Origin of the sequence: Novipirellula artificiosorum (assembly GCF_007860135.1) — a bacterium.
In the GTDB taxonomy this organism is placed as follows: Bacteria; Planctomycetota; Planctomycetia; order Pirellulales; family Pirellulaceae; genus Novipirellula_A; species Novipirellula_A artificiosorum.
The window spans coordinates 67629-94148 of the sequence record NZ_SJPV01000015.1; the positions used below are offsets into that span (position 1 = coordinate 67629).

Here is a 26520-nt window from a genome sequence, read left to right on the forward strand (position 1 = left end):
TGGTAGCCCCGGGGCGCTGCAAGCGGGCCCGAGGAAAACGCCACCGCAATGGCACGCATACGCTTTCCTTGAAGATGGGTTTGCGTGCGAAGCTCCATTAAACCTGCTCGGGCACCACGTACGGTGACCTCGGTGGTCGAGCGAGCAACGCGTTGGCATCGTCGTCGTTGTGGAAGGTTTCCGTCGGATTGTCAAATTGGACCGTACGGTCCACGCGATAGGCAATGTTTGCAAGATGGCAAAGTGCCGACGATTTGTGCCCTTCTTCAATTTCGGCAGACAATTCACCGTGGTTGCGTGAATGCAGCGCATGGATCCAGTTCCGGAAGTGCGGTGTGTCTGAAATGGGGCTACCGGGAACCGATGCCGAGGGGCCTTCTTTGCGATCTTGGCCCAAGAAGGTGTAGTAGCTGCTGTAATCGGGGATGATCATCGTTCCTTCGCTGCCCAAAAAGATGGCACCGACCGGGAAGTCCTTTTGAACGAACGGGTACTTGTCGCGAAATCCCGCTTCCGCGTTGGTGTACCAATCTCGAACCTCAAATTCAATCAGTTGTCCATTGGGCCACTTCATTGTCGTTGACAACAGCCCAGGTGTTTCGGCACTGCTGTTGTGGACCTTTTGCTGCATGTAATTTGTTCCCACCGACGACACACTGCTGGGGTGCGAATCCAACTTCAGTCCCCAACGCAGAATGTCCATTTGGTGGACGCCTTGATTGCCAATTTCGCCATTGCCGAAATTCCAAAGCCAATGCCATCGACGATGTTGAAAGTTGCTGTACTCGGCGAGCTTCGCGGGCCCGCACCAAGCGTCCCAATCGAGTCCATTGGGGACCGGTCGCGGGGCATGTTTCCCCAGATCACCACGGATCTTGTAAGCAATGCCGCGCGCAAAGTAGACGTCGCCGATGATCCCTTCGTGCAGCTTTCGGATGCCTTCGATGATGTTTTCCGAGGAGCGGCATTGGGTTCCGTGCTGGACAATCCGATCGTACTGGCGAGCGGCTTGGACCATTTTCCGGCCTTCGGAAATGTTGTGCGAACCGGGTTTCTCGACATAGCTGTCCTTGCCTGCTTGGCAGGCCCAAATAACGCCCAACGAATGCCAATGATTCGGTGTCGCAAACGTGACGGCATCGATCGCGTCGTCGTCAAGCACACGCCGCATATCGTCGTAGGTCGTGATCGCGTGACCGGCCTTCTCTTTCCAAGCCCTCGACGCCGCGTCAAGTTTCGATCGGTCACAATCACAGATGCCTGCAAACTCGATGTTGGCTTTTCCTTCCTGCTCCAATTCAATCAAGCTTCGTGCGTGCGCGTTGGCTCGGCCTCCCATGCCAACGACCGCAATCCGAATCCGGCTGTTGAGGTCTTGTCCGCGAAGAAAGGCGGGGGCGGTGAAGCTTGCCGCAGTCGTTAGAGCAGACGTTTTTAGAAAGCAGCGGCGATCGTTGTTCTTCATGGGGAGGCGTTCCAGGTGGGAGGTCGTGAGGGAAACTCAGTCACCGACATTCATCTTACCATCATTTTTGAGGTCAACTCATCGCGAACACAATCAAGCCAATCCCGACCCTGGCTGCGAAACCCAACAACACCATCAAGAAAGGAATCTTGAGTTCGTGGAAATTGAGAAATCCATACACCAGGCAGAGTGGCGAGATAATCAGACAACCGATCCCCCAGAGCGTTTCCCCATCACTGAAGGCCGCGACGACAATCCACAGCCAGCCAATGATGCTGACGCCAACGACCGTCACTGCTAATACGTTGATAAGGGTTTCCATTATGGCGAGGGTTTACCGGTGAAAAGAAGTGCAACAGGGTGGGCCGCTTTGATCGCACAAGGATCGAGTGAATGCAGCGGTGTCCACAGTTTAGAACACGCCCCGTCGCGGCGTCAATCGATACCAAGTCCTCACGGCACAACTGGGTGCAAAGGTAGGCCTCCTGCTTTGGGGTACCCTGCTTTCATCTGAATGACTTGAATGTTCGGTGGCTCTCTCGCAGTCCGACAAATCTTGTGGTAGAGAGCAACTCGGATTACGAGGAAACGCAAGGGAATCGGGAGGGAATTTTAACTATTTCTGAAATACTGCCGCCTCTTTGCTCACCGGATCGAGCCTTGGTTTACGAGGTCAATTCCGTCAATTCTTGTAGGAGATGCTGATGAGTCCTCTCAAACACCAATCCGAAACAGCGATGTCACTTCTTTTGGCTTCGGTGCTGATTAAGGTCTTCATCATCTTTTTCGCCCTGATTGGTAAGGTTATGGATCCCAGTGCCTGGGTCGAAATCGACCGTGTCACTGAACCTACCCGTTACGTAGACGTTGCCGCCAGCAGCAACCGCTAGCCCACTCAGGCTATTCAGTTCGTTTCCCGTTGGAACCACCCAAGAGTAGTTCCCTGCGGAATCAAGCTTGGCAACGAATGCTTGCCGTGAATGAGAAAGTGTCGATATCGTCGTTGGTTTCAATGATCCCCTGGCCGGTCCGATTTTGTCCCACCGACACCATTGGGGTCGCGTTGGCCAGCAGATCAGAGTGGTCGTCCGTGCGATAGCCAAATCCATTGGTGGTACCCGCAAGGATGGCCATGTCGTCTTGAAGCTGAGTCGCCCCGTTTTCACTCGGACCATTGTGCCACGTGGCTATACCCGACTTTCTTGAGCCCATGATTGGATCCCAGTATCCAACTCCGGGATTGTATTCGTCAATCAGCTGTCCCGATTCGTCATAAGTGCTCTGGTGCGACAGACCGAAACCATGCCCTGCTTCATGAGACGCAATATCCGCGACCCAGATCGGGCTGCCACTCGGTAGGCCTTCAATAAAGACATAAACCACCTTGGCAACCGTATTAGTAAAGCAACCGTAATACGCGAAGCCACCCGCACTTTGGCCGAACCAATCGAACGAGGAACCTCCGATCGCTACACGCAGGGAGTCTTGGTTGGATCGCAAGAATTTGGTGAACATGATGGACTACCTTTCAAATTAGAGGCTACGTTTTTTAGGTTGTCCGTTTGCGTCACCGGATTTCGGTCTATCATGCAAACGGCCATGTTCCCACGGGCACGCAAAACGAGCCGCGTGGGGAGATGTCTTGCCCGGCGAGGGTTCTGATTTGCTGTCGTTGTCCTCGCCGACCGCTTCTGTGTATTTCGTGACGTTAAGTGTCGGTCATTTGTAAAACCCCTTCAGGGTTTGGGGTGTGATGTGGCCGGTTACCCAGGGTGCGCTCTGCGGCTTCGCCGCGTCGCGACCCTGGGCTGTGGAATGCAACGCCGTCGGCGTAAAGAGTTCCACGGTCGATTCCCGTGACGTGGTTCGATCCGGCATCGCCGCGTCGATGGAATACGGTGCTCCATCCCGCAAAGCGGTTGGATTCCACATCCCTGGGTCGACGCGCAACAGTGTTGATTACCGCAAAGCGGTTGGATTCGGCAGCCCAGGATCGACGCGTAGCGGCGCACCCTGGGTCCACGATTGGGCCAACGATTTCGTACGCCACAGGCGTTCAACAAAGACAAGAATGCCAGCGGTCACGATCAACATGTCCGTACGCCGCAGGCGTTGCACAAATGTGTACGAAGCAATCCCAGTTTGGTACGTTGGATTCCTGTTGATCTCGAGTTCGATCGGCGGTCACTCCGCAGCGCAACACTGGGTTTTGAAAACTGAAGCTTCGCACGCAAAGAAACAGAGGATCTTCGCAATGAGCCAATCCCTCGTTCAGATCTACACACATGTCGTGTTCTCGACGAAACAGCGCCGTCCGTTTCTCAAAGACAGAGCTGTTCGCGAGAAATTGCACGCATACCTGGTTGGTATTTGCAAAAAACTCGAGTCGCCATCGTTGATCGTTGGCGGTGTCGAAGACCATGTTCATCTTCTTTGCCGTCTCTCCAAAACGATGTCGGTATCGGATTTCATCCGTGAACTTAAACGTGAATCCTCCAAATGGATCAAATTGGAATCGGGTCGAAACGAGATGTTTCATTGGCAATCTGGTTACGGCGCGTTCTCGATTAGTCCATCGCATCTGGATGCCCTCAACCGATACATCGCCAAACAAGAAGAGCATCACAAAACGGAGACATTTCAAGACGAATTTCGTCGCCTGTGCCGCAAATACGGCGTCGACATCGACGAACGCTACGTGTGGGATTGATCGGGCAATTACCGCAAAGCGGTTGGATGCCACAGCCCAGGATCGACGCGTAGCGGTGTTGATTACCGCGAAGCGGTTCGATTCCGCAGCCCAGGGTCGACGCGTAGCGGCGCACCCTGGGTTTGCGTGCCGACCAACGTTGTCGTACGCCGCAGGCGTTCTACAAAGAGACGGATGCCAACGGACGCGATGATGAGGCGTCGATGCGTTCGTTTGTAAAACCCCTTCAGGGTTTGTGGTGTGACGCGTGCGGTAACCCAGGGTGCGCTTTGCGGTTTCACCGCGTCGCGACCCTGGGCTGTGGAATGCAACGCCGTTGGCGTAAAGAATTCCACGGTCGATTCCCGCGACGCGGTTCGATCTGGCATCGCCGCGTCGATGCAATACGGTGCTCCATGCCGCAAAGCGGTTCGATTCCATATCCCAGAGTAGATGCAAAGCGGTGTTGATTACCGCGAAGCGGTTGGATTCCACAGCCCATTGAAAATGCAAAGCAGTGTTGATTACCGCGAAGCGGTTCGATTCCGCAGCCCAGGGTCGACGCGTAGCTGCGCACCCTGGGTTTGCGTGCGGACCAACGTTGTCGTACGCCGTAGGCGTTCTACAAGGAGACGGATGCCAACGGACGCGATGATGAGGCGTCGATGCGTTCGTTTGTAAAACCCCTTCAGGTTTTGTGGTGTGACGCGTGCGGTAACCCAGGGTGCGCTTTGCGGTTTCACCGCGGCGCACCCTGGGTTTGCGTGCGGACCAACGTTGTCGTACGCCGTAGGCGTTCTACAAGGGAGGATGCCAACGGACGCGATGATGGTGCGTCGATGCGTTCATTTGTAAAACCCCTTCAGGTTTTGTGGTGTGACGCGTGCGGTAACCCAGGGTGCGCTTTGCGGTTTCACCGCGTCGCGAAGCGTGGGCTGTGGAATGCAACGCCGTTGGCGTAAAGAATTCCACGGTCGATTCCCGCGACGTGGTTCGATCCGGCATCGCCGCGTCGATGCAATACGGTGCTCCATGCCGCAAAGCGGTTCGATTCCATATCCCATGGTAGATGCAAAGCGGTGTTGATTACCGCGAAAACGAACGTGAAGAATCTCCGCGCGAATGTCTTGCACTTTGGGAATATCCGCCAGTTCCGGATTCCCAACATGGGCCAGTAACTGCTCGATTGCATCCAAAGCCGTTTCCAGGTTACGTTCCGCAGTCGCCCTTTCCTGATTTGCTACCTGCTCCGCAGCCACCGCCCGGTTCGCTTGCCAGACACTGACCCCCGTTCCAATCAACATCGCGAAAGCGATCAGGGAAGCTGTCATCAGCGAGACTCGGTTGCGCCGTGCAAACTTTCTCAGCCGGTACACCGTCGACGGTGGGCAGGCCTCGACCGCCTCGCCGGCGAGGTAACGCTGCACATCCGCGGCGAAAGCACTGGCCGATTCGTAGCGACGATCACGGTCCTTTTCGATCGCTTTCATCGCAATCCAGTCCAGTTCGCTGCGCAGAATGTGACACAAATGACTTGGGTCTTCGCCTCGCTCGTCCGCGATGGGTGTCAATGTCCGTGCTCGACAAATCCGCCTGTTCCGGGCTCATGGACCAGCGCTGTCCGATCCAAGGTCTGCCCCGGCTTTACCTGGCCACAAAGCCCGAGACGACGCTTGCGTTCACTTTTGAAGGGACCCATGTCGGCGTTGATGGTGATTGGTGAGATCCAATAGCAATGCCAGCGGTGCTTTCACTCGCCGTCACTTGATGGCGACAGCGTGCGAAGTCATCGTTCGCACGAGGTTGATTGGGTGTATCGGATGTGCTAATTTCTACCAACGAAATTCATGGCATCATGGTGGCCCATTCTGCTCCCGAGTTTTTTGAGGGATCAACCTGACGGCCGCGGTCATTGAAGGGCTCAAAAAGAAACCACCATGCCTAGCTCACCGTCAACGGTTGCAAGTCTTCGCCGCGTTTTTTTTGACAGCTTCGTCGCAAGAGACCTTGCCGAACCGCTGGCGTCTTTTGACATCACCGCAGACGTTAAAGAAGTTCACCAATTTATGGTGAGTCGGCCACTGACGGTGATTGGCTTACGGCGATCCGGCATTGTCGATGGATTCATCCAGCAAGAAAATGTCAACGATCTTCCGCTCAAGGAGCAGATGGTTGATTTGTCGATGGCGACCATCCTCGCCACGACCGCGCCACTGCGCGACGTGGTGCGATGTCTCAATGAGACACCGTTCGTCTTGGTTTCGACTTTGGGGCAACCCGTCGGTGTGATCGTTCGAGCGGACCTTGAGAAACCCCCGATGCGGATGTGGATGTTCGGCATGGTGACGCTCTTTGAAATGGTCCTGACACGGATCGTTGACCAGCATCATGCTGGTAATGCGTGGTGCGACTCACTTTCCGACGCACGCGTCGCCAAGGCGAGGCAACTGCAAGCGGAGCGTCATCGTCGGAAACAAAACGTTGAACTGATTGATTGCCTACAACTGTCCGACAAAGGACAGGTCTTGGCCCGAAGCCAAGACCTCCGAGCCCGGTACTGGAATCGATCCCGAAATCACATCGAGAAGTCGATTAAGGAGATCGAGAGTTTGCGAAACAATCTTGCACATGCACAAGCTTTTACGACCGAAAACTGGAGCGTGATCGTTCAATTGGCCGAAACCACGGATCAACTGTTGGAGCTCCCCGCCGAGTTTGTCGCACAGGATAGTTTGCAGCCCTATTCCGAATAGTGGACCGTCAGCATTAGTTTATCGGGTACCCTAAGATCAATTTGCATGAAGCACTCGTGTCGGTTGACTGCGCATCTCCACCGCACACGTTGATTGTGCATACTTGCACGGGTATTCCGGATTCAAAGCACTACCGAAAGCCTTTCTAGGGGTCCGACTCGATCGGGTGGGGCGGTTGCCTTGGTTTTCCGGCGTTGAGCGGTTGGCGATGCCGCGAAGTCAAGCGTTTCGCGAGCCACGGCGGTACACGATTTGCGGCGATCTCAATGACGTTGCATTCGCATCAGAAAGTGTCGGCGGGCAGACGCCCTCATTGATCCTGCAATTGGATCAGCTGTGAGATCGTTGGAGCGAGTTCTCGCGCTTCAGAGTTGTGCGAAAAAGGCTCGCCTATTTCGAGTAACGACATGACTCTCCAAATGCTCGGTGCCTCATCGGGTCGCCAACGGCGAAAGCGGGCGAGATCGATTCGGCAGCTTCACCTCCGCCGTCACCATTTCCGCATCCTGCTACTGGAGACACTGGAAGAGCGGCATCTTCTCTCGGCCACGCCGTTAGATTTTCACGAGGTTGCTGATGCGCTGCGCGACGATACCATCAAAACCGCGACGGTCGTGACGCACGGATTCCAATTGGCGGCCAACGGGGGGGACTCGCTGATCGAATTGGCCGACGCGATTAGTGCGCGTGTCGAAACGGCGTACCCTGACGACCCGGTCTGGTTCCTGGACTACGACATCCCAGACGAGGGGCAAACGGGCGTCTTCGACGGCTCGAAGACCACGTTGCCGGACGCCTCGTCCGAAAGTGGCCACGTCGTCTTGCTATTTGACTGGTCAGTGGAATCCAACGAAGCCTCGGCCGGCTGGGGTGCTGCCGCGGGTGAAGCGCTCTTTACGATGCTGGTCGGGCTGGGGATTGTCGATGTCGATCCCGCCCCGACGGACCCAAACCCGACGCTGCACTTCATCGGCCACAGTTTCGGAACGGCCGTCACCAGCGAGGCGATTGAGCGTTTGGCGCGGTTCGAGGTTCCTGTCGATCAAGTAACCTATCTGGATCCGCACGATTTCAACCAAGGGATCGGGTTCGACGGAGAGCAGGAGTTGTCGACGTTGGGACTGCCCGCCGGCTACGGGGCGACGGTCTGGGACAACGTCGAGTTTGCTGACGTGTACTACCAGACGGAGTTTCTTCCCGATGGACGGCCCATTCCAGGCGCCTTCAACACGTTTGTCAACGACGAAGTTGGTGGATTGCATGCGCACAGCAATGTCTGGGACGAGTACTACATCGGAACGGTGCGCGACGACACGAGTACGACTGGGTATGCCTACAGCAGCGTCGCCCGCAGTCAAGCCTCCATTGACCGACCGTCGGGCAATTTCTTCCAGGCTCAGCATCACCAGCACAGCGAAGACATCCTCGCGAACAGTACGCCGACCGAAGCTCGTCTGAACACGGCCGCAACCTCGGACCAGCTCACACGAGACGACCTCGTCACAGGCAAGTGGAAACCCCTCTGGCAACCAACGACCATCGCCAATGGCACGCTGAAGTATGGCGACGACGAACGCGACATCATTTCTTATGGATCGAATCTTGTTCCCGGATGGTCCCATCACGGTGGCGGCGGGCCGGCAAAGGCCGTCGAGATGCCTGACGGATTCCTAGGGATCGAACTGACCGCCAGCGATCATTGGCGGGAGCATAATCGGTTCTACGTGGCACCGGACGTCGGCCAGATAGGCTTTGATGTCAACGTGCCGGTAAGCAGCGATACCACGGACCTGTTGGTCCGCCTCGTAACGGCCGACGGAGGTGATGTATTCGAGAACGAGTGGAGGTTCGATCTTCAGGATGCCTTCACGCAAAGCATCTCGATTCCGGCCGATCACAAGAACCGCGTCAATAGGATTCGGTTCGAACTCATTTCTGACACGGAGCCAATCGACGCCACGGTTCAGGTCCACGAAGTCCGCTTGGCTCCGCAGACGACCATCATCAGCGGCGACTTTGAGATCGACGGGACGGTCTTGCTCGAGTACGCCGGCAACGTCGTCTTCGATGCGACCTCGGTGGTCACCGGCAAAGTCGACGATCTCCCCGACGACTTGATCCTGGATGTTGAAGGATCGGTCACCTTTCTGGGCCAGGTCAGCGGTCTGCGCGATGTGATTGTCAATGCGACGGACAAGATCATCGTCGGACCAGATGCAGGCGGGTCGGACGTGATCATCTCGACGCGCAAGATTGCGAGCGGTGACGTGATGACCGCTGTGTCCACGGGTGATTCTGGGGACATCGAATTCACTTCCGAGGAGATCGTACTCCATTCCGGGGCCAAGCTGTTGGCCCATGTCGAAGACGGAAGCAGCCATGCCCCTGGCGACATCACGCTGCAGGCGGTGGACCGTGAACTCCGCGAGGTAACACTGCTCAGCCCGTTGGACGTGAACACGAACGCGGCAAGCATCCGCATCGACGGCGCGGAGATCCAAGGCGGGGACATCCGCATGACGGCAGACGCCGTGGATACGCACCTCTATGGCGACCTGGGGGCTTACTCGGACAAGGCGTTAGAGAGCCTTGTCGACCTGCTGGACCAGATTCCGGACCTCGCGATCAGTAGCGTGTTCGGCATTTCAGGCCAGGTCGCCATTCATCATGCTGATGCCACGATTACGCTCACGGACTCGACGATCACGGGCGCAGGCAGCGTGCAGGTCGGGTCGAATGCGAAATCCGACGCATCCCTGCACACGGTGTCGCTCAACGGCACGATGACCGACGGCAGCTTCACGGTGGCAGTTGGATACGGCGAGGCTCATTCGACCGCGCTAACCACGATCGACAATACGCAGATTGTCGCGGGCGGCCCAGTGGATATCACTTCCCATGCGGAAACCGAAGCTTTCGTCAAAGCCCGTACCAGTTCGAACCTGACCGGACCATCGAACCCCAAGAACATCTCGCTTGCGGCAGCCGTCGCCAACACGAGTGAGACGTCGCACGTTACGGTCTCGGAGACGGCCAACATTATCTCGCAAAATGACTCGGTCAACGTCGGCGCGACGGGCGAGGTCGTGAACTTTGCGTGGTCTCAACCCACGATTTACGAGGATGGGACCGTTGCCACCGCGTTCTCGTTCGGTTTCGACGAGGCCGATGTCACAACCCGTGTCGACGGAACGATTGACGCGGCGGGTGGTGTCGGGAACACGTTCGACGCGAGGGACGTCAACGACGCGTCCGGGCTCGGAGACGTGGACTACGATGCAGACACGATCCGGATTCTAAATCATGGATTCACCGATGGGCAGCAGGTCAGGTATTTCGCTGGCGAGGCCGATGCGCCGTTGGGTAAGATCGATGCGCCCCGTATCGGCGGCCTGCAAGACAACTCCGAAGACGATGAAGCTGTCTACTACGTCCAAGTCATCGACGACAATACAATCCAGCTCGCCAAGGCTCCGACGATCGAACTCGGTACCGGCAACCTTCGCTTGGGCCAGGAACCGCAGCATGCGTTCGGCAAACTGGATCTTGTCAGCTTCGATTCGTCAGGCGTAAGTCCCGAAAACGAGACCGTCACGTTTGCAGAACCCCACGGTCTCCAGGACGACCAAGCTGTCACCTATCTCGGTCCTGACCAAAACGAAGAGAGTCAGAGCGTGGGCGTCGGTGGCTTGGAGCAAGGCAAGACGTATTACATCATCACCGTTCCGGGCAACGATATGGCGATCCGGCTGGCCACGTCACCGGGAGGTGAGCTTCTCGATTTGACCGGCCCGGGAGTGGGCGCACATGCCTTCCTTTACGAAAGCAGGCACCGCGAGTTTGCTCCAAGACAAGCAATCGACGACAAGAGTAACACGATCACGTTCGAAGTCGACCACGGATTCAGCACAGGCGACGCCGTGATCTACCACACCGATCCGACCCTCACTTCGGAGAACACATTCGAGGACGAACCGGTGGCGGAATTGGACGTGCCCATTGATGGGTTAAGTGACGGGTCGCTGTACTTCGTTGTCAAATCCGACGACGTCACCGTTCGTCTGGTTTCGAGCAAGAAGGCCGCCTTAGACGCAGCCGCGATCGATTTGCAGGAGGCAGCGCTCCTGCTCGGTGAGAGTCCGGGAGATGCCCACGTTTTGACATCATCGCGCAACCTCACCGGAATCTCGGTTCACGCCAGCCTGGACGCGACGAACGCCGTCAATGCAAACGCCACGATCACCGGCGAACCGTTCTCCTGGACGAATGTCGGTGACGCCGACCGGATGGTCCAACCGGAGGAAATCTTCGGAGTGATCTCGAACCTGACCGACGTGGCAAAGAACATCTTCAATATGCAGCCGACCAAAAGCCCGACGCAGGCAGGAGCGGACTTTGGCATCGCCGGGGCGATCGGCATCAACTACGCCGACCACGACGTTCAGGCGATCGTCGGTCCGACGGCTTCCCTGCAGTCGTCCAAGGAGATTCACATCCTGGGCGAGATCAATGAGGCTTCACAGACGGTATCCGTTTCGGATGCGAGCAAGCCGGAAGACGCCGACGCAAGTGCCTCGGTCGCGGTGGCTGTAGGGCTGGGCATTTTCGACAACACGGCCAAGTCCCTCGTCGAGGGCAGCGTGATCGATGCCGGTGGCGAAATCGCCGTGGACGCCGCCGTCGACTATGGATTCCTGATCGCGAACCCCTGGACGGCGATCAACCCCGTGGACTTCCTGAAGCAAGCCGGTCCGGCCGGCTTCGGGTACCTGAACGATGGGACACTCGGTTTCGCTTCCAATCTCTTCAATACCTGGGTCATGACGTCCGCCAGCCAAAGCGAGGTGGCCGGAGGCGGATCGTTCGCGGTCAACCTGTACGACAACACGTCCGAGGCCAGGATCAAAAACGGTGCGAGGATCAATACGAACGAGGATTCGCGGTTTCGCACGGGCAATCAGGTCGTCGGTGTGGACGCCGCCATCGACATGGACTTGATCGGAGTCGCGGGCGTCGGTGGCTTGGGGCTGACGGTTGAGAACCTGCTATTCCAGCCGGCAAAGAATCTGTTCACGAAAGACAGTCCCCTCGAGAGCCTGAAGAGTCTCGTGAACCCGTTTGGTGCCGAGGGTGACAAAGGCGGAATCGGCGCCTCGTTTCTGGTCGAGGTCATGAATAACGCGACGGAAGCGGTGATCGAAAGTGGGACCCAGGTTTACGCGGGTTGGGCGCGGGATTTCAATCCAAACACTCCTGGGGTTATCGACGACAACTGGATGACGCTGACCGAAAGGGTTGATCTGGCGACGGGAACAGAGCTGGTCTATCGCGCAGATCCGGCCGGTATGGCGATCGGCAACTTGGTGGACGGGCAAACGTACTTCGTCATCCTTGACGAACAGGACCCGTACAAGATCAGGCTCGCCGTCTCGCCGACCGATGCAACCGCAGGCACGGCGATCGAGTTACAACCGGGTGAGGGGATGGCAGGGCTGCACCGTCTGCTGTTCGATTGCCTGTCGGTCGATGCGAACACCGACATCTTCGACTTGGCGATTGCCCAGGCTGGAGGCAAGGCCAGCAGTTTCGCGGTCGCGGGAGCTTTCGCCATCGCTGTGCAAAACAACAAGACCAAGGCCCATATCGATTCGGGTGCGATTGTCGACGCAGACGGAACGATCCATGTCTCGGCCCTCGACGATCTGACACGAGTCGGGGTCACCGGCGGCGTTGTAGCCGGGGCGAACGTCGGGGTCGGCGTTTCGGTGTCGGTCAACGATCTCACTCGGATCACGCAAGCCTACATCGGTACCGAGTTTGATCCGGACTCGCCTCTGGATACTTCCGCGGATACCGGCACGACCGTCACCGCCGCGGGAGCCATCTCTGTCGATGCGCTGGCAACCGGCGCCCTGTGGACGGCTTCGGTGGCGGCGGCCGTCACCGGCACGGCACCGTCGGAAAAGGAACTGATCGACAACGAACGCGTCAAGAATGCGCCGGCCAAGGCGCAGACGATCCTTGGTGAAACCGGCCAAACGTACGAGTTAAAAGTCGGTGTCGGGGTCGCCGGGGACGTCTCAGTCAACATCCTGGACGAAGACACCTACGCCTATCTCAACGATACGGGAACGATCACCGCGGGCGGACAAGTCGACGTCTCGAGCCTCAATGATACGGCACTCTGGTCCCTGGCCGGCTCCGTCGCCATTTCCTTGAAAGGTGAAAAGACCTCGCTGGGCATCGCGGGCTCGATCAGCGTCAACAACGTCACCAGCGATACGAGGAGTTTCATTGCGGGTGCCACGATCGGTGCCGATTCGCTCGCCGTACTGGCCCGGCGCAAAGGCGGTATCCGCTCGCTGACGGCGTCCGGTGCCGGCGCGCCTTTGAAGGAAGGCGTCGCGCTGGCCGGTTCGGTCTCGGTCAATGTCGTCCACGACACGGTTGAAGCGTACCTTGCAGAAACGACAACCTCACTGGCCGCGGACTCCTCGGTCATCGCCGTCAACGAATGCCAGATTTGGGCGATCGGCGGAGCGGCGGCGTGGGGCGGCAAAGCCGGCGTCGGTGTTGGCGTCGCCGTCAATGTGATGGGGTCGGATTCCAAGCCGAACGTCACGCAGGCTTACATCCATGGATCCACCGTCATGGTCACAGACGGGGCGCTGGAGGTGTCGGCGGCGAATGAGAACCCGGCGACCGATTCGCGGATCATTGCCATCACCGGATCACTCGGAGTGGGCACCGGGCCGTCCAGCTTCGCCGGCGCGGGCACGCTCTCCGTGAATGCCATCGCCAACGATACCAAAGCGTTTGTCGCCGGCAGCACGTTGACCACACAGAGCGAGGCGACGACGGGCGACGGCGGATGGATCGAGCTAAACGCGACGGACCATTCCAAGATTCTGGCCGACGCCGGGGCATTCTCCATCGCGTTGACCAAGGGCAAGGGATTGTCTCTGGGCGCTGCCATTGCGGACAATGAAATAGCCAACGAAACAGAAGTCTACATCGAAGACTCGAACGTCACGGCAGACGGTTACGTCGAGTTGGCCGCCGATTCCACGGCGACAATCGAGGCCTTGACGCTCGCGGGAGTACTCACTGCAAGTGCATCCGGCGACGATAGTGGTGTCGCCGGGGCCGTGGGCGGTGCGGGGTCCAGCAATCATGTTGCGAACGTCATCGAGGCTTGCATCACCGGCAACAGCCTGATCACAGCCTCCGCCGGTGATGTCACTCTCACCGCCACGGACAATTCCACAATCAAGGCCGACGCCGGTGGGTTTGCGTTCGCCTTTGGTGCGGGCAAGTCGACCAGTGGTGCTTTGTCGATCGGCGCTTCGTTTGCGCACAACGAGATCGAGAATCAAGTTCGCGCGTACATCAGTGGCCTGACGGTACCGCAAGATGCCAATGTCGCCGTCGTTTCCGCCGCAGGAGATGTGGCGTTGCTCGCCAACTCCGAGGCAATCATCGAAGCCGTGACGGTTGGCGTGGCAATCGCGGCGGGCGGTTCGGCCAGCGGCTTGGGGTTGGCCGGTTCAGGTGCGGGTGCCCTCGCCCACAACGAGATCGCCAACACAGTCGAAGCGTTCACGGCGACGGCGGGCACCTTCGCGACCAACGGTGGCGATTTGAAGTTGACCGCACAGGACGATTCCAACATCACCGCTCGAGGCTATGGAGGGGCAATTGCCGTCGGTGCGAGTCTGAAATCGGTGGGTGCCGCGGCCGCGGTCGGACTCTCGATCGCCCGAAACGAAATCGCCAACACCGTCCGCGCCGCCATCGATCAAACCGACCTGCCGGACACGAGCAAGACGGTCGTGCTGCCCTTTGGCGGACTGCAAGTGTTCGCCAGGTCGAATTCGAGCATCGTCGCGAAATCGCTCGCTGCGTCACTTTCAGTCGGAGCCGGGAAGAACGCGGGACTCGCCTGGAGCGGTGGTGGAGCTGTGTCCACAAATTCCATCACCACGGACACCAACGCATACCTCAAAGAGGTCGAACTCGAGAGCGCTGACGATGCGGTTCTCGATGCATCGAACACTTCGGAGATCCATGCCGACGTGGTCGCCTTGGCCGCCGCCCTAGGGGCGAGCGCAGGGACTTTGGGAGGAGCTGCCGCGATCGGAGCCTCCGTGGCGCGAAACTACATCGGCTACGATCTGGGCGGCAATCGCCCAGCCCAGGGACAACCCCAGGCCCAGGTGCGAGCCTATGTCGAAAACAGTGACATCACGGTGACTTCGGGCGGCTTCACTCAAGTGGCTATAGCCGCCCCAACGATACGCAGCACGGTGGCATCAGGCTCAGCAGCCGTCGCCGGCAGCTTGCAGGGAGGAGCCATTGGCAGCAGTGGATCGGGAGCAGATGCCAGGAATAGGATTGCCATGCAGGTCAGAGCGACCATCGATGCAGCTGCGGATATTGATGCTGATTGGATAGCGGTCATAACGAACGATGTCTCGACGATCTCGGCGGATGTGGGTGCGGTGGCATTGGCGGCATCGTTCGCCTTGAGGGGAAGCCTGGCTCAGAGCATCGGTGTCAGCCTTGCGACGAACGAGATCCGAAACGAAGTCGAAGCCTACATTCGGGGCGGTTCTAACGTGGTCGCCAGAAGCGGGCCCGTCGATTTGTACGCGGTCGAAGACGCATCCATCCACGCCACATCAACCGCTGCTGCAGTCTCGCTGGCCATTGCCCAGGGGGCGTTGGCGATTAGCGGAGCCGGTGCGAATGCAACCAACCTGATCGGAAACAGAGTCCATGCGTTCGTGGATGGCAGTTCCGTGACCACCGCCGTTCAGGACGTCATCGTTATCGCGCACAGTACGTCGTCGATTACCGCGGAAGTTGATGCGGTGAGCGCTTCCGCGGCCCTGGGAGGGATCGCCGTCGCGGGTTCGGTCGGCGTCACGATCGCCGAGAACTTGATTGCGGAAGAGAACGAGGTTCTGGCCTATCTGCGTGGCTCGACGGTGACGTCCGCGGGTGACGTCGTTGTCAAGGCCGAATCAACCGAGTCAGTCAGCTCGAAGTCGCTTGCCGCCTCGATCGCTGTTGCCACGGCAGGCCCATCAGCATCCGGTGCCGGAACATCGACGAAGAATGTGCTTGAAACGAAAGTGCACGCGTATCTCCAAGACACTGCCGTGGTGGCATCGGGCGATATCGAAATCACTGCGAAGTCATCGAGCGCGATCATCGAAGCCAGCGCCATCGGCACGGCGATCGGCTTCAGCCTTGCCGGGCCCAGCTTTGCCGTGGCCGTTTCGACGGTGGAAAACCGAATCGCAGGCGATGTCCTGGCATACGCTTCTGAGTCCGAGACGGAATCGGAGCGTCAGGTCAAGGCGAACGGCAACATCACGATCGCGGCTGCTGCAGTTCAAGCAGACGTCGTTGACGTCAGTGCGGTGACCGCATCCATTTCGAAAGGGAGTTACAGCGTCAGTGGCGGTGGAATTGACATCAACAACACAGTCGAGAACAGTGTGAACGCTCACATCACCGGGGACCTGGATCTAGTCGCCGCCGGGCAGGTCAGCGTGAGCGCCGTTGAGAACGCATCTCTCGCAGGCGATGCCACCACCGTATCGATCGCCGCGAGCCTCGGGGCCGCCTTGGGCGTGGCACTCGTTCACAACGAGATCGCGAGCACGATCCTGGCATCCGTCAATCAGGCCAGTGTCACTTCGGCGAACACGTTGATTTCTTCCGAGTCCCAGGCCAATGTCGAGAAGACGATCTCTGCGGGAATTTCCGCCTCGGCATTGGCGGCCCAAGGAAACAAAGCCAAGGCCGTGATCAAGACCAACGTGGGAGCAAGCACCACCCATGCGACGTTGACCTCGACTGGCGATATCAGCATTGTGGCGATCGCAAACAATACGGCGAACGCAGACGCGACGGGTGGGGCTTTTGGGGCTGTTGCGGGAGGCGCGATGCTCGCTGATGTGAGCTTGGGAGAGGTGGACGAAGAAACCGGCATCATCCTCGCCAAGCATATCGTCGAAGCCGTTGCGGGAGATGACACCAAAATTCAAGCCCGCGCGCTGAGGATTACCGCCAACACCACAGACGACCTGTTGGCCGAAAGCATCGCTGCCGCCGGAGGCGTCGTTGCCGGAGCCGGCGCCGCATCCAAGGTCACCAGTGTCAGCGAGACTCGCGCGGACATCGGGGTAAATGTGATGATCGCGGTCGATGCCTTCGAAATGAACGCCAGACATGACCAGGACTTCGACGCTTCGGCCGACAGCCTTGCCCTCGCCCTGGCGACCGGTAGCGGCGCCGAAGTGGCAAACATGATCGCCAACAGCGTGATTGTCGATGTCGCTGCGGGTGCCAGCGTCACCGCCGGCAGCATCCAGATCAGTGCGTACAACCAGCTGGACAAGGATCGTTTCCGATTCAGCAACAACCTCCGGTCCGGTTCTGTCGCCGCTGCAGGCGCCACCTTGCTGGCCAGCAACACACGGATCGGCAATCAGGCGGTTGTGAATGTGGGCACCGCCGCTTCGCTCCAGGTGGACGGCGACAACGCTGCGCCGGGCGTCTTCCGAATCGAAGCGGTCAATGACATCTCTGCCTTGGACAGTGTCCGGATCGAGACGGTCTCGGGATACGGCGCTGCCGTGGGCGTTTCTGAGGTGATCGCCAATACCCTGGCTGTCATCAACGTGAACGATGCGACCTTGGAAAGCACGGCGGGTGATGTCTATCTGACTGCCAAGACAGACGCAAACATCCACTCCACCGCGAACCTGCTGGTGGCCACCGCCGTGACCGGAGTTTCCGGCGCCGAGAGTACAGCGGACGCGAACCTTCTCAACGCCGTGAATGTCGACGGAGCAACCATCAAGGGGCGTGACATCCATCTGCTCGCAGGTCGAAATAGCGAAGGGCAGATCAACCTGATCGATACGCGGGCCAACACGGAACTGACGACGATCTCGATGCTGCCCAACATCGCGATCCCCAAGCCGACCGCCAATGTACGCGAAGACAACCACGTCAAGATCCTGGGTGAATCGACCATTCAGGCCATCGAAGACGTCTACCTGGTAACGGACGGAGGATTTGGCGGCGCAGATCGAAGAAACGCCGACGGGGTTGCCCTGTCCCTTTCGCTGATTCCCTACGGATTTCCCATTCCAAGTCACGGAGAAGATGTCAACACAAACACGGTCATGATTGACGATCTCGCTTCCGTCGAAGCCGGCGTCAACCATCATGCCGAGATGCTCATCAAGTCGGTCGTGTTGGAAGGCTTCGATGTGACTCGGTTGGAAAAGGACCTCTCGGACAGATTGTTGTCGCCCGCTGAAAAGGTTGATGAGGGGTTGGAGGATACCGATTCCGAGTATGAATATATCGCCCTCCAAACGGGCCAAATCGCCTTCAATGTTTTCGACGGAACCGTCGTTCAGGTTGTTGAAGACGAAGAAGGGGAACCGGTGGCCGGCAACGGAGAGGTCGGAGGCTTGTATCGGTACACAGCTGAGATCGAGGGCGCTGTCCAGGTCGTGCTGCACGCCGAGGACTACGAAGACCCTGATCGTTGGGAGAAGATTCAACCGGACTATGATCTCAATGATCCACCCGAGAACCCGGTCGATCTCAACACCGACCAGATTGTCAGGACCGAGGACGACATGCTGTTTCAGTTCGTCGGAGCCGATGGGACAACGGTCGATTTTGGCAACGAGACGTTCGAGGACCCCACGCAGTGGATCCAGTTGGTGCCCGCCATCTACCGTAGCGATATGGCACGTGCTTACGTGAACGTGTTGAAGAACAAATTCTATGTCGTCAAACCCACGAAGTTGGATCCCCCGACCATGTCTCTACAAGACATGGGGGGACTTTTGGTTGCCCAACGAGCGAGAATCCTGGATTGGATCACAAACCACTCCAGCAATGCTGAGGCCGTCGCCCGATATCAGATTCAGCTGGAGCTGGTGGATCGAACGCTGATGGAGTTGGGATTGATGGAAATCATCGTGGATCCCGATACGGGCGAAGCGATCCAAATTGTCAACGAAGGCCTGGACGTGCTGTTCGTTGACCTGCCCGACATCTATGCGGCGCCCGGTTCGATCTTCATCGAAGCGGACACGGCGTATCAGGACGCCATCGACTCTCTGGTGCAAGACCAACTCGTCGCTCAAGCAGGAGCCGGAATCCGCGTCTCCAACCAGTCTCCGTTTTCAATGACGGTCGGGGATGCGGTCATCGGCGATACGCGAAGGGCAATGGTCGTGGACGGAGAATACGTGGTACTCAGCCCGGGGAACGTCTACTTCAACGGCGAGGGCCTCACGCAGACCGAAGACCCGCCCGACAAGACGATCGTCGTCACCCAAGAGCCTGCCAGCCGCGAATGCTCGGACTACGGTCTCGACCCGTGCATCCTCGAGTCGGTCAGCCATGATGTCTACGTGCTGGGCGAGGTCGTCAACGAATCGGGTGACGTGGTCATCACCAACCTTGATGGCAGTATCAACGTCGCCAAGGAGATCCGCGGCGAGAACGTGCGAATCAATGCGGGGCTGGACTTCAACCTGAACACGGACGATTGGTTCCACAACTCGGACCCGCGTCAGTCGGCGGACTTCGATTACTTCCGTCAGCAGGTCTACAATCCGCAGGGTGCACTGACGACGAACGCCTATTCGGAAAGGCTCTTTTCCCTGGGAGGCGGCGAGTTGGTTGCCACACTGAGCGACCCGACACTGGACGACCCCACACTGAGCGCTAGGGACGGGTTCGGCTACGCTGTCGCCGGGTCGGGCAATACGATGTTCGTGGGCGTGCCCGATGATGATAACGGCGAAGAGAAAGCCGGAGTGGTCTACATCTTCGACGTCACGACAGGCACGCTTCTGGACAAACTTGTCAGTCCCGAGCCGCAATCGGGGGCCAACTTCGGCACCTCTGTGGCTGTGTCGGGGAGCACGCTGGTCGTGGGAGAGCCTAGGCGGGCAATCGACGGCCGATATCCTGGCGCGGCGTACGTCTATGACCTGACCAGCCTGGATGCCGCTCCTCTCACACTCGAAGGCCCCGACAGTCCCGACTTCCCCGAATTCGGGCAGCAGGTGGCCATCGCAGAGAACACGATCGTGGTGGCAGCAACGATCGTCGAGGCGGTCTACATCTTCGATGCTACGACGGGCGACCTACTGCAGACACTCCTCAACCCCGAACAACAAACGGGAACATTCTTCGGCGAATCCATCGCTGTGTCGGAAGATAAGGTGGTCGTCGGAGCACCGGGGCGTCACAATAATACGAACTCGGGAGCGGCGTATGTCTTCGACCTCAGTAACCCCCAGGCCGCTCCTCGGATCCTTGAGAATCCTGACTTCGACGATCCAAGATCTTTCGGAATCTCCGTCGCCGTGTCGGGAGACAGGGTCCTGGTGGGGGCATCTGAAAATGACGATCGCGCTGGGACGGCCTACGTCTTTGACGTCACGACGGGCCTGCTTCAACAGAGACTCAAGAGTCCCGAACCGCAAAAAGACGCCCTTTTCGGCCACTCTGTCGCGATGTCGGACGACACCGTGGTTGTTGGGGCTTTGTTGCGTGATGTTAACGGTGCGGTCGACATTGGCACTGCCTTCGTTTACGACCTCGCTGATCCGAGAACCGGCCCACTCGTCCTCGACAATCCAACACCGACAACGGATGACAGTTACGCCTGGACGGTTGCGACCTGGGACAACCTGATCGCCGTGGGATCGTTTAATCAGAACATCGGAGGCGAAGTCCACGTCTTTGGCAATCGCAGTGAGCCGCCGAGCTCCGCCATCCGGGCCGAGGGACGCGTCGCAGTGACTGCCAAGTATCTGAACATCAACGGTCTGATTCAAAGCGGTGTCCAGACCGTCACGTTGCACGTGGCCCCGGGCTTTTCTTCCGCGTCGACGACTTCGCTGGTGGACAGGGATGGCAATCCGCTCCAAGGGATCTACTTCGGTGGTGACGGAGTGCCGGTGGACGGATATGTCAAGGTCGAAGGTGAAGACAAGAGGATCATCGTGGACGATATCGTCCCGGCCGGCGGCGAGATCTTCCTGGCCGGGCAGATTCTCAGCACCGGTGGTGGCCAGCTTGACGTGGCGCACGGTTACGCCAACGTCGACATCGACAACCAAAGCGATTACGAGTTGGTCGTCAACCGCATCGACACAACGAAAAAACGTCCGGGCAAAGTGACGATCGTCGATACGGCGAGACTCCAGAAAGTGGAATACGTGATCGACGAAGCGGACGGGCAGCGGGTGATCTGGGAGACGGTTTACCAGGGAGCACCCGGCGAGGGAAACGGCGCGATTTCCGGAATCGTCTACGACGACGGAACCTCTCAGGACCACAGTGTCGACGCCCCGTTGGTCTATCAGCCGCGCGGCGGGCTGCAGTACGTTTGGACCGAGGGACAGGAGAAGAGCACGATCACCAAGAGGACCTACGAGGATCGGTCGTTCAACCTATTGGGGTTCGATTGGGACGGCCTTGTTTCGGACCGAAATCTGAAGAGTATTGAGACCTTCAACCGAGACGAGTACCCGCTGCTCGAATCGGAGGTGCTGGCGGCGCCGCCGGACTACGACCTGACACTTCTTTCCGAGGACTTCAACGACGGCGACGTTGAAGTTTGGGCGTCGTCGTCAAACCCCTATTCCGATCGTTGGACGGTCGTTGACCAGGTCGCCAACCAATCCTCGGACTGGCATGTCACCAGCGGACGGCTCACCCAAAGCAGCAACATTTATTCCTGGTTGGACCCCGCGAGGCTAGGAACCTATCTGTACTACGACGCCTCAGAGGCCTTGCGGTGGAAAGACTACGAACTGAACGTCGATGTGCACGGCACAGACGACGACGGGGTCGGCGTGCTGTTCCATTACACGGATCGGGACAACTACTACAAACTCGATATGGACGCGCAGCGGGGATTCACGAGACTATTCAAGGTCAAAAACGGAGTTCAAGTAACGATCGAGCCGGACAGTTCGAGCGATTGGGTGTCTTATATGGTGAACGTCAAGTTCCACCTCACGCTACAAGTCCGTGGAAATGAAACCGTGGTGCTGATCGATGGCGAAGAGGTGCGCCGATACAGCGATTCTGATTTGCCGCTGACGTCAGGCACCGTCGCATTGTATTGCTGGGGGCAGGAGGGAGTCACGTTCGACAACCTGAACGTTCACGATCTCTCACCGCCACTGATCGAACAACTGACGCCCGGTCAGGTTGTCAAGGTTGGTGAGGGCGGGTTATACCGCTACCAGGGTCCGGTAGCGACGGATGTTGATCTAGGTGCCGAAGATTTTCGTGATTCCAGCCGATGGACGGCCGACGTCGAACCGCCCGCCTACGCGGATGGCACGGCATATACAATCCAGTACGTGCTACAGAAGGACACGGATGTTGAATTGATCCCCAACGTGACCGTCATCGAGGTCGTTGTCGATTTCAACGAAGGTGGTGTGGTCGGGCACAAGTATCTGTACGTGGGCGATCCGGACGAGGTCGTCCTGTCCGAACAGGACTACTCCGACACGGATAACTGGGAAGATGTTACAGGCAACACGGCCTATCCGAACGCGACGTACACGAGCGACTTTGTGAACTCAACGCACTCGCAAGTAACCACTGTGAGTGGCGGCGGCTGGTTGAGATACAAAACGGTTCGGACGATCACGACCGACATCGTTGGGGAGAAAGACTACTACACGCACACACTCGCGGCGGATCTTCCTGTCGCGATTTCCTTCCTTCACGGCTCGACCACACCTTCGATTAACATCGTCTCCGCCCAGGACCTCAGTTTTCGTCGAACGGTTAGCAGCCCCAGTGGCGGGACGGTTTCGTTCACTTCGGTGCATGGAGACATGGTATTCGCGGACGCGGCTGCCGTTTTGGGGACGATGCCAACCATCCGTGCCGAAGAAGGCTCGTTGCGAGCCAACATCGAAGGCGCTGGCCCGACGCCGGGGACATTGAGCGCCGAGGGCTTGGGGCGTTCGTCCGTTATCCAATCTTTGAATCTCACGGCGAAAGACGATATTGACATCCGTGCTGTCTACGATCCCTTGGGAAATCAAAGCCGCACCTTTATCGTCGGCCAAGTCATCTCGACCGACGGCAATGTCATTCTCCACGCGCCGGACGGCATCTACGCCTTCGACGGATCTTCACTCGTCAGTGGCAATCGGATCGAACTCGACGCAGGAGACGGTGGCGTCGGAAACGCCGATCGGCCCTTGCTAGTCGACAGCGACCTTCTGGGCTCGGGCGGTGTGGCAGCCAACGCCGATCAAGACATCTTCCTGCGCGAACTCACCGGTGACCTGCGACTCGTCCAACCGCAAAGCTGGCAGGATGTCAGAGCCTCCGTCTATTCTGCCTATGGAAATGTGGAGCTTCGAGTGGATTCGGGATCGATCATCGACGCCTTCTACGAGGAGTTCGAACCACGGACGCAAGAGGAGATTGACGCGTCCAACAAGACGATGCAACTGACCGGAGACCTCGCCAGGGAAGCGGCAGAGACGGCCATCCGTTCCGAAGAAATACGCCAGACTCAACTTTACCACGACTACTGGCGCCACTACCGGAAGGCTACGGCGAGCGGCGTGGCACGAGAAACTGCAATTGCAGTCATCAATGAGGCGAACGACGAAGTCCATACCGGCCTGCCTCACCAGCTGCAGACTGGCGATGAATTGTTCTTCCGCTTTGGTCTCGATTTGACAAACCAGGACTACACGGATGCGACAAGGTGGCAAGCGAAGCCAGATTTCGATCTGGCCACGCTCTCGCCCGGGCAGCTCGTCGACCTTGAAATCGGCCAGATCATCAGAGCCACTCGCGGCGTTTTGTATCGCTTTTCCGACGTGGATGCGGAAGACGTCGAACTGGGCGCCGAGAACTTTGATAACTTCCTTCGCTGGGTCGAAATCACGCCGGATTACGATCTGCAGGCCGACTGGGAACTGCAGACCGTGACCGGTCCGGTTGACCTCGAACCGGGGCAGCAGGTCAAAACGCTTGATGGCAAATTCTACCGCTATCAGGGTGCTGCGACGGAGGACGTCGACCTGAATTCCATCGACTTCACCAATGCCCAAGATTGGCTCGAGATCACGGCCGCTTCCGGGGCCCCTGCGCGAGTCAACAACGGTTCGCTTGTCGCCACGGCCGACGGCGGAGTGTATGAATATCGGGGAGGAGACTTGCCGGACACCAACTTGCACGAAGAACTTGCCTACTATGCCGTGGTCAAGACGGACACGACATTGCAGCTGGCCAGCTCACGCTATGGCGCCGTCCTTGCCGGCCAGGAAGAAGGTGGCGAGCTAGTGGATCTATTGCTTGGATCGGGCAGTGATTTCGGCCAAATCGGACTGATCGAATACAGCTACGAGTTCCTCGCATTGAATGATCCGGAGTTGGCAGACGTGCCGGAAGAATTCCAAACCGCGCACGAGACCTACGGAAACGGCCAGTACGACCCCGGATTCGTGTTTCAACTGAGTTCAGAAGAGAGGCTGCGGCGGCTGGAAGCTCGAACGTTTGATTCGAATTCGCTGAGTTCGCCCGTTGCCGATTCGTTATTCGGCTTCCTGTTTCCGACGAGTTCCTCGATCGGGGATACGTCAACTGCAACAGAGCAGACGAACATCCTCGGGCTCACCGTTACTTTGGTCACTCCCGCTGGAGCGATTGGGCGCGTGGAACAGCCGATGGAGATCAGCTTGACCAACGGATTCGAACAACTGGGCGAGCAAGAACGACGGGCGCTCGCGGCAGCGGCGAAGGAGGACGTGATGGCCGTCCACTACGCCGTCTACCAATACCTGGGAGAAGCCCAAACCGTCGACCTCGGCGAGGCAAACTTCGAAGATCCTTCGCTGTGGGCGCAGCAGCAGCCTCATCATGTCACAACGGGGGACACGCAAGTTGAATCAGTGGACACCGGTGATGTGGTACAGGTGACGATTCCCCAAAATGATGCCGGAGAACCGCAATTCGGCATCTACCGCTACCTTGGCCAGGCTGCCCGGCCCTTAGATCTGTCCCTGCAAAACTACAGGGATGCGAGTGAGTGGCAAGCATTGGCTGAGTTCGACACGAGCGAGGGTGAACTCGAGCTTGGCACGGGTGCGCGCGTCGGGCGACTTGAGAGCCTGACGATCGATATCTGGAATGACGTCGACGTTCACTCCGAGAATGGCTTGGTGATTCAGGCCTGGGATCACGTCGCAGTTGGGTCGCCGGATGATCTGCCGATCGACTCGATCACCGCCAACGGTGCGGTCCGGGTGCGATCACTCGGAGATCTGACGCTGAATGCGGCTGGCGGTTCGTTCATCACTTCGGTCGACGCTGCGGTAACCCTACAGTCGGGCGGTCATGTGCTGCTCAGCGAGGCGAGTCGAATCGTCGCCGAGACTTCCCTCACGATTGCTGGCGGTTGGGATGACGCCGGTTTCGAGAATGGCGTGATCATCCAGATACTGGGCCAGTTCGACGCCGCCGATGCCGAGATCTTGGGCGGCATTAACGACGATACGATCTACGTCCATGACTTCGGAGTGGTCGCGACCGACGCCCGCGCGGGTTACGACGAGCTGCATTACGTGGGTCTGGATCCGCTTACGCTGAACACTGCGACCGCGAGCCACCTTTTCGGCATTGAGTCACTCATCCTTGACGGATCGACGGGAAGTCAACTCGATTTCCTAAGCGACGCGCTGACCACGATGGTGGGCAACGGCGTTTTACGACTCACGCACGATGCCGGAGACCCAATCACCTACACCGGCGACTGGACCATCGACGCACCAGCCTTCGACGATGGCTTGTTCGTTCACATCTTACACTCGGGCGCCGGAACGCTTGAAATCGCCAACACACGGCCGTGGCAGAACCCGCTCGACATTTACGACGTCGGATACGATGGCAGCGTGTCGGCGATTGATGCATTGAGAATCATTAACCGCCTCGCCGACCCCGACAGCGAGTTGCCGACCCCGAGCCAGACCGACAATCCGTTTCGATACTACTACGACGTCACCGGAGACAACCGAGTCACGGCTCTCGACGCTCTGAAAGTCATCAACCGGCTAGCGGTTCACTCCAACGCCTCCCCCGAAGGCGAATCCGCGGATTCGAATCACCGAACGCATCTGTTCCTCGGCAGTCAAATTGCCAGTTCTGACGAAGACAAAGAAACGCCCCTTGTCGAGGGGCTCCCGGTCATCACGGAGCTTCGCTCAAATCCATCTGCGCAGCCGGAATTCCCCGGCTTCGTTCCGCCATCCAGAGCTTCGAGTGAGTCGCTTCAACAGATGAATCACGACACAATTGACGAGTTCTTTCGAGACCTCGAAGAAACAATGCTCAAAGGGTCCATCCTGGCCGCAACCGAGTCTTGAAACGTACTTGTTTCCTAGACCCGTGGGGTCAAAAAAGTCGAACGAGCACTTTGACCGATGAATTCCGAGGTTGCGTCATCAACTGCGGCCCAATTCTCAGTCGAGATTGAGTTCAGGCAGAGCGACGCTGGCCAAAAAGTGAGGCAA

The 26520-nt window shown here is 58.2% G+C and carries 9 protein-coding genes; 4 read left to right on the forward strand and 5 right to left on the reverse strand.

The window, feature by feature from the left end:
- Positions 1–97: 97 nt before the first annotated feature.
- Entirely contained in the window at positions 98–1465 is a 1368-nt protein-coding gene (locus Poly41_RS28325; protein ID WP_146530734.1) for a Gfo/Idh/MocA family protein, read from the reverse strand.
- 73 nt (positions 1466–1538) lie between these two features.
- Entirely contained in the window at positions 1539–1787 is a 249-nt protein-coding gene (locus tag Poly41_RS28330; protein WP_146530735.1) for a hypothetical protein, read from the reverse strand.
- A gap of 382 nt (positions 1788–2169) precedes the next feature.
- On the opposite strand from Poly41_RS28330, the gene Poly41_RS28335 reads away from it, so the two are divergent.
- Positions 2170–2355 carry a hypothetical protein gene (locus Poly41_RS28335; protein WP_146530736.1) on the forward strand — a complete coding sequence of 62 codons (186 nt, stop codon included), beginning with the start codon at positions 2170–2172 and terminating at the stop codon, positions 2353–2355.
- 61 nt (positions 2356–2416) lie between these two features.
- Here Poly41_RS28335 and Poly41_RS28340 read toward each other — a convergent pair whose 3' ends face one another.
- Complete coding sequence (locus Poly41_RS28340) at positions 2417–2980, reverse strand: zinc-dependent metalloprotease family protein (protein ID WP_146530737.1); 564 nt, start codon at positions 2978–2980, stop codon at positions 2417–2419.
- A gap of 739 nt (positions 2981–3719) precedes the next feature.
- Here Poly41_RS28340 and tnpA point away from each other — a divergent pair.
- Positions 3720–4175, forward strand: coding sequence for an IS200/IS605 family transposase (tnpA, locus tag Poly41_RS28345; protein ID WP_146530738.1), 456 nt, complete (start codon positions 3720–3722; stop codon positions 4173–4175).
- Positions 4176–4237: 62 nt separating this feature from the next.
- Here the strand turns inward: tnpA and Poly41_RS28350 are convergent, their stop codons facing one another.
- Positions 4238–4543 (reverse strand): hypothetical protein, encoded by a 306-nt coding sequence (locus tag Poly41_RS28350; protein ID WP_146530739.1) that lies wholly within the window; start codon positions 4541–4543, stop codon positions 4238–4240.
- 456 nt (positions 4544–4999) lie between these two features.
- Positions 5000–5725, reverse strand: coding sequence for a hypothetical protein (locus tag Poly41_RS28355; protein ID WP_146530740.1), 726 nt, complete (start codon positions 5723–5725; stop codon positions 5000–5002).
- Positions 5726–6091: 366 nt separating this feature from the next.
- On the opposite strand from Poly41_RS28355, the gene Poly41_RS28360 reads away from it, so the two are divergent.
- Positions 6092–6907: a hypothetical protein gene (locus Poly41_RS28360; RefSeq protein ID WP_146530741.1), complete on the forward strand. Its 816-nt coding sequence runs from the start codon at positions 6092–6094 to the stop codon at positions 6905–6907.
- A 407-nt stretch (positions 6908–7314) separates the two neighbouring features.
- The gene (locus tag Poly41_RS28365) at positions 7315–26373 is read left to right on the forward strand and encodes a dockerin type I domain-containing protein (RefSeq protein WP_146530742.1); all 19059 of its coding nucleotides are present in this window, start codon (positions 7315–7317) and stop codon (positions 26371–26373) included.
- Positions 26374–26520 lie beyond the last annotated feature (147 nt).

What these genes read in the sequence shown, in the direction of transcription:
- Poly41_RS28330 (WP_146530735.1), bottom strand. Translation starts at nt 1,787, where the DNA reads ATGGAAACCCTTATCAACGTATTAGCAGTGACGGTCGTTGGCGTCAGC.
- Poly41_RS28350 (WP_146530739.1), bottom strand. Translation starts at nt 4,543, where the DNA reads ATGCCAGATCGAACCGCGTCGCGGGAATCGACCGTGGAATTCTTTACG.
- Poly41_RS28335 (WP_146530736.1), top strand. Translation starts at nt 2,170, where the DNA reads ATGAGTCCTCTCAAACACCAATCCGAAACAGCGATGTCACTTCTTTTG.
- Poly41_RS28325 (WP_146530734.1), bottom strand. Translation starts at nt 1,465, where the DNA reads ATGAAGAACAACGATCGCCGCTGCTTTCTAAAAACGTCTGCTCTAACG.
- tnpA (WP_146530738.1), top strand. Translation starts at nt 3,720, where the DNA reads ATGAGCCAATCCCTCGTTCAGATCTACACACATGTCGTGTTCTCGACG.
- Poly41_RS28340 (WP_146530737.1), bottom strand. Translation starts at nt 2,980, where the DNA reads ATGTTCACCAAATTCTTGCGATCCAACCAAGACTCCCTGCGTGTAGCG.
- Poly41_RS28360 (WP_146530741.1), top strand. Translation starts at nt 6,092, where the DNA reads ATGCCTAGCTCACCGTCAACGGTTGCAAGTCTTCGCCGCGTTTTTTTT.
- Poly41_RS28365 (WP_146530742.1), top strand. Translation starts at nt 7,315, where the DNA reads ATGACTCTCCAAATGCTCGGTGCCTCATCGGGTCGCCAACGGCGAAAG.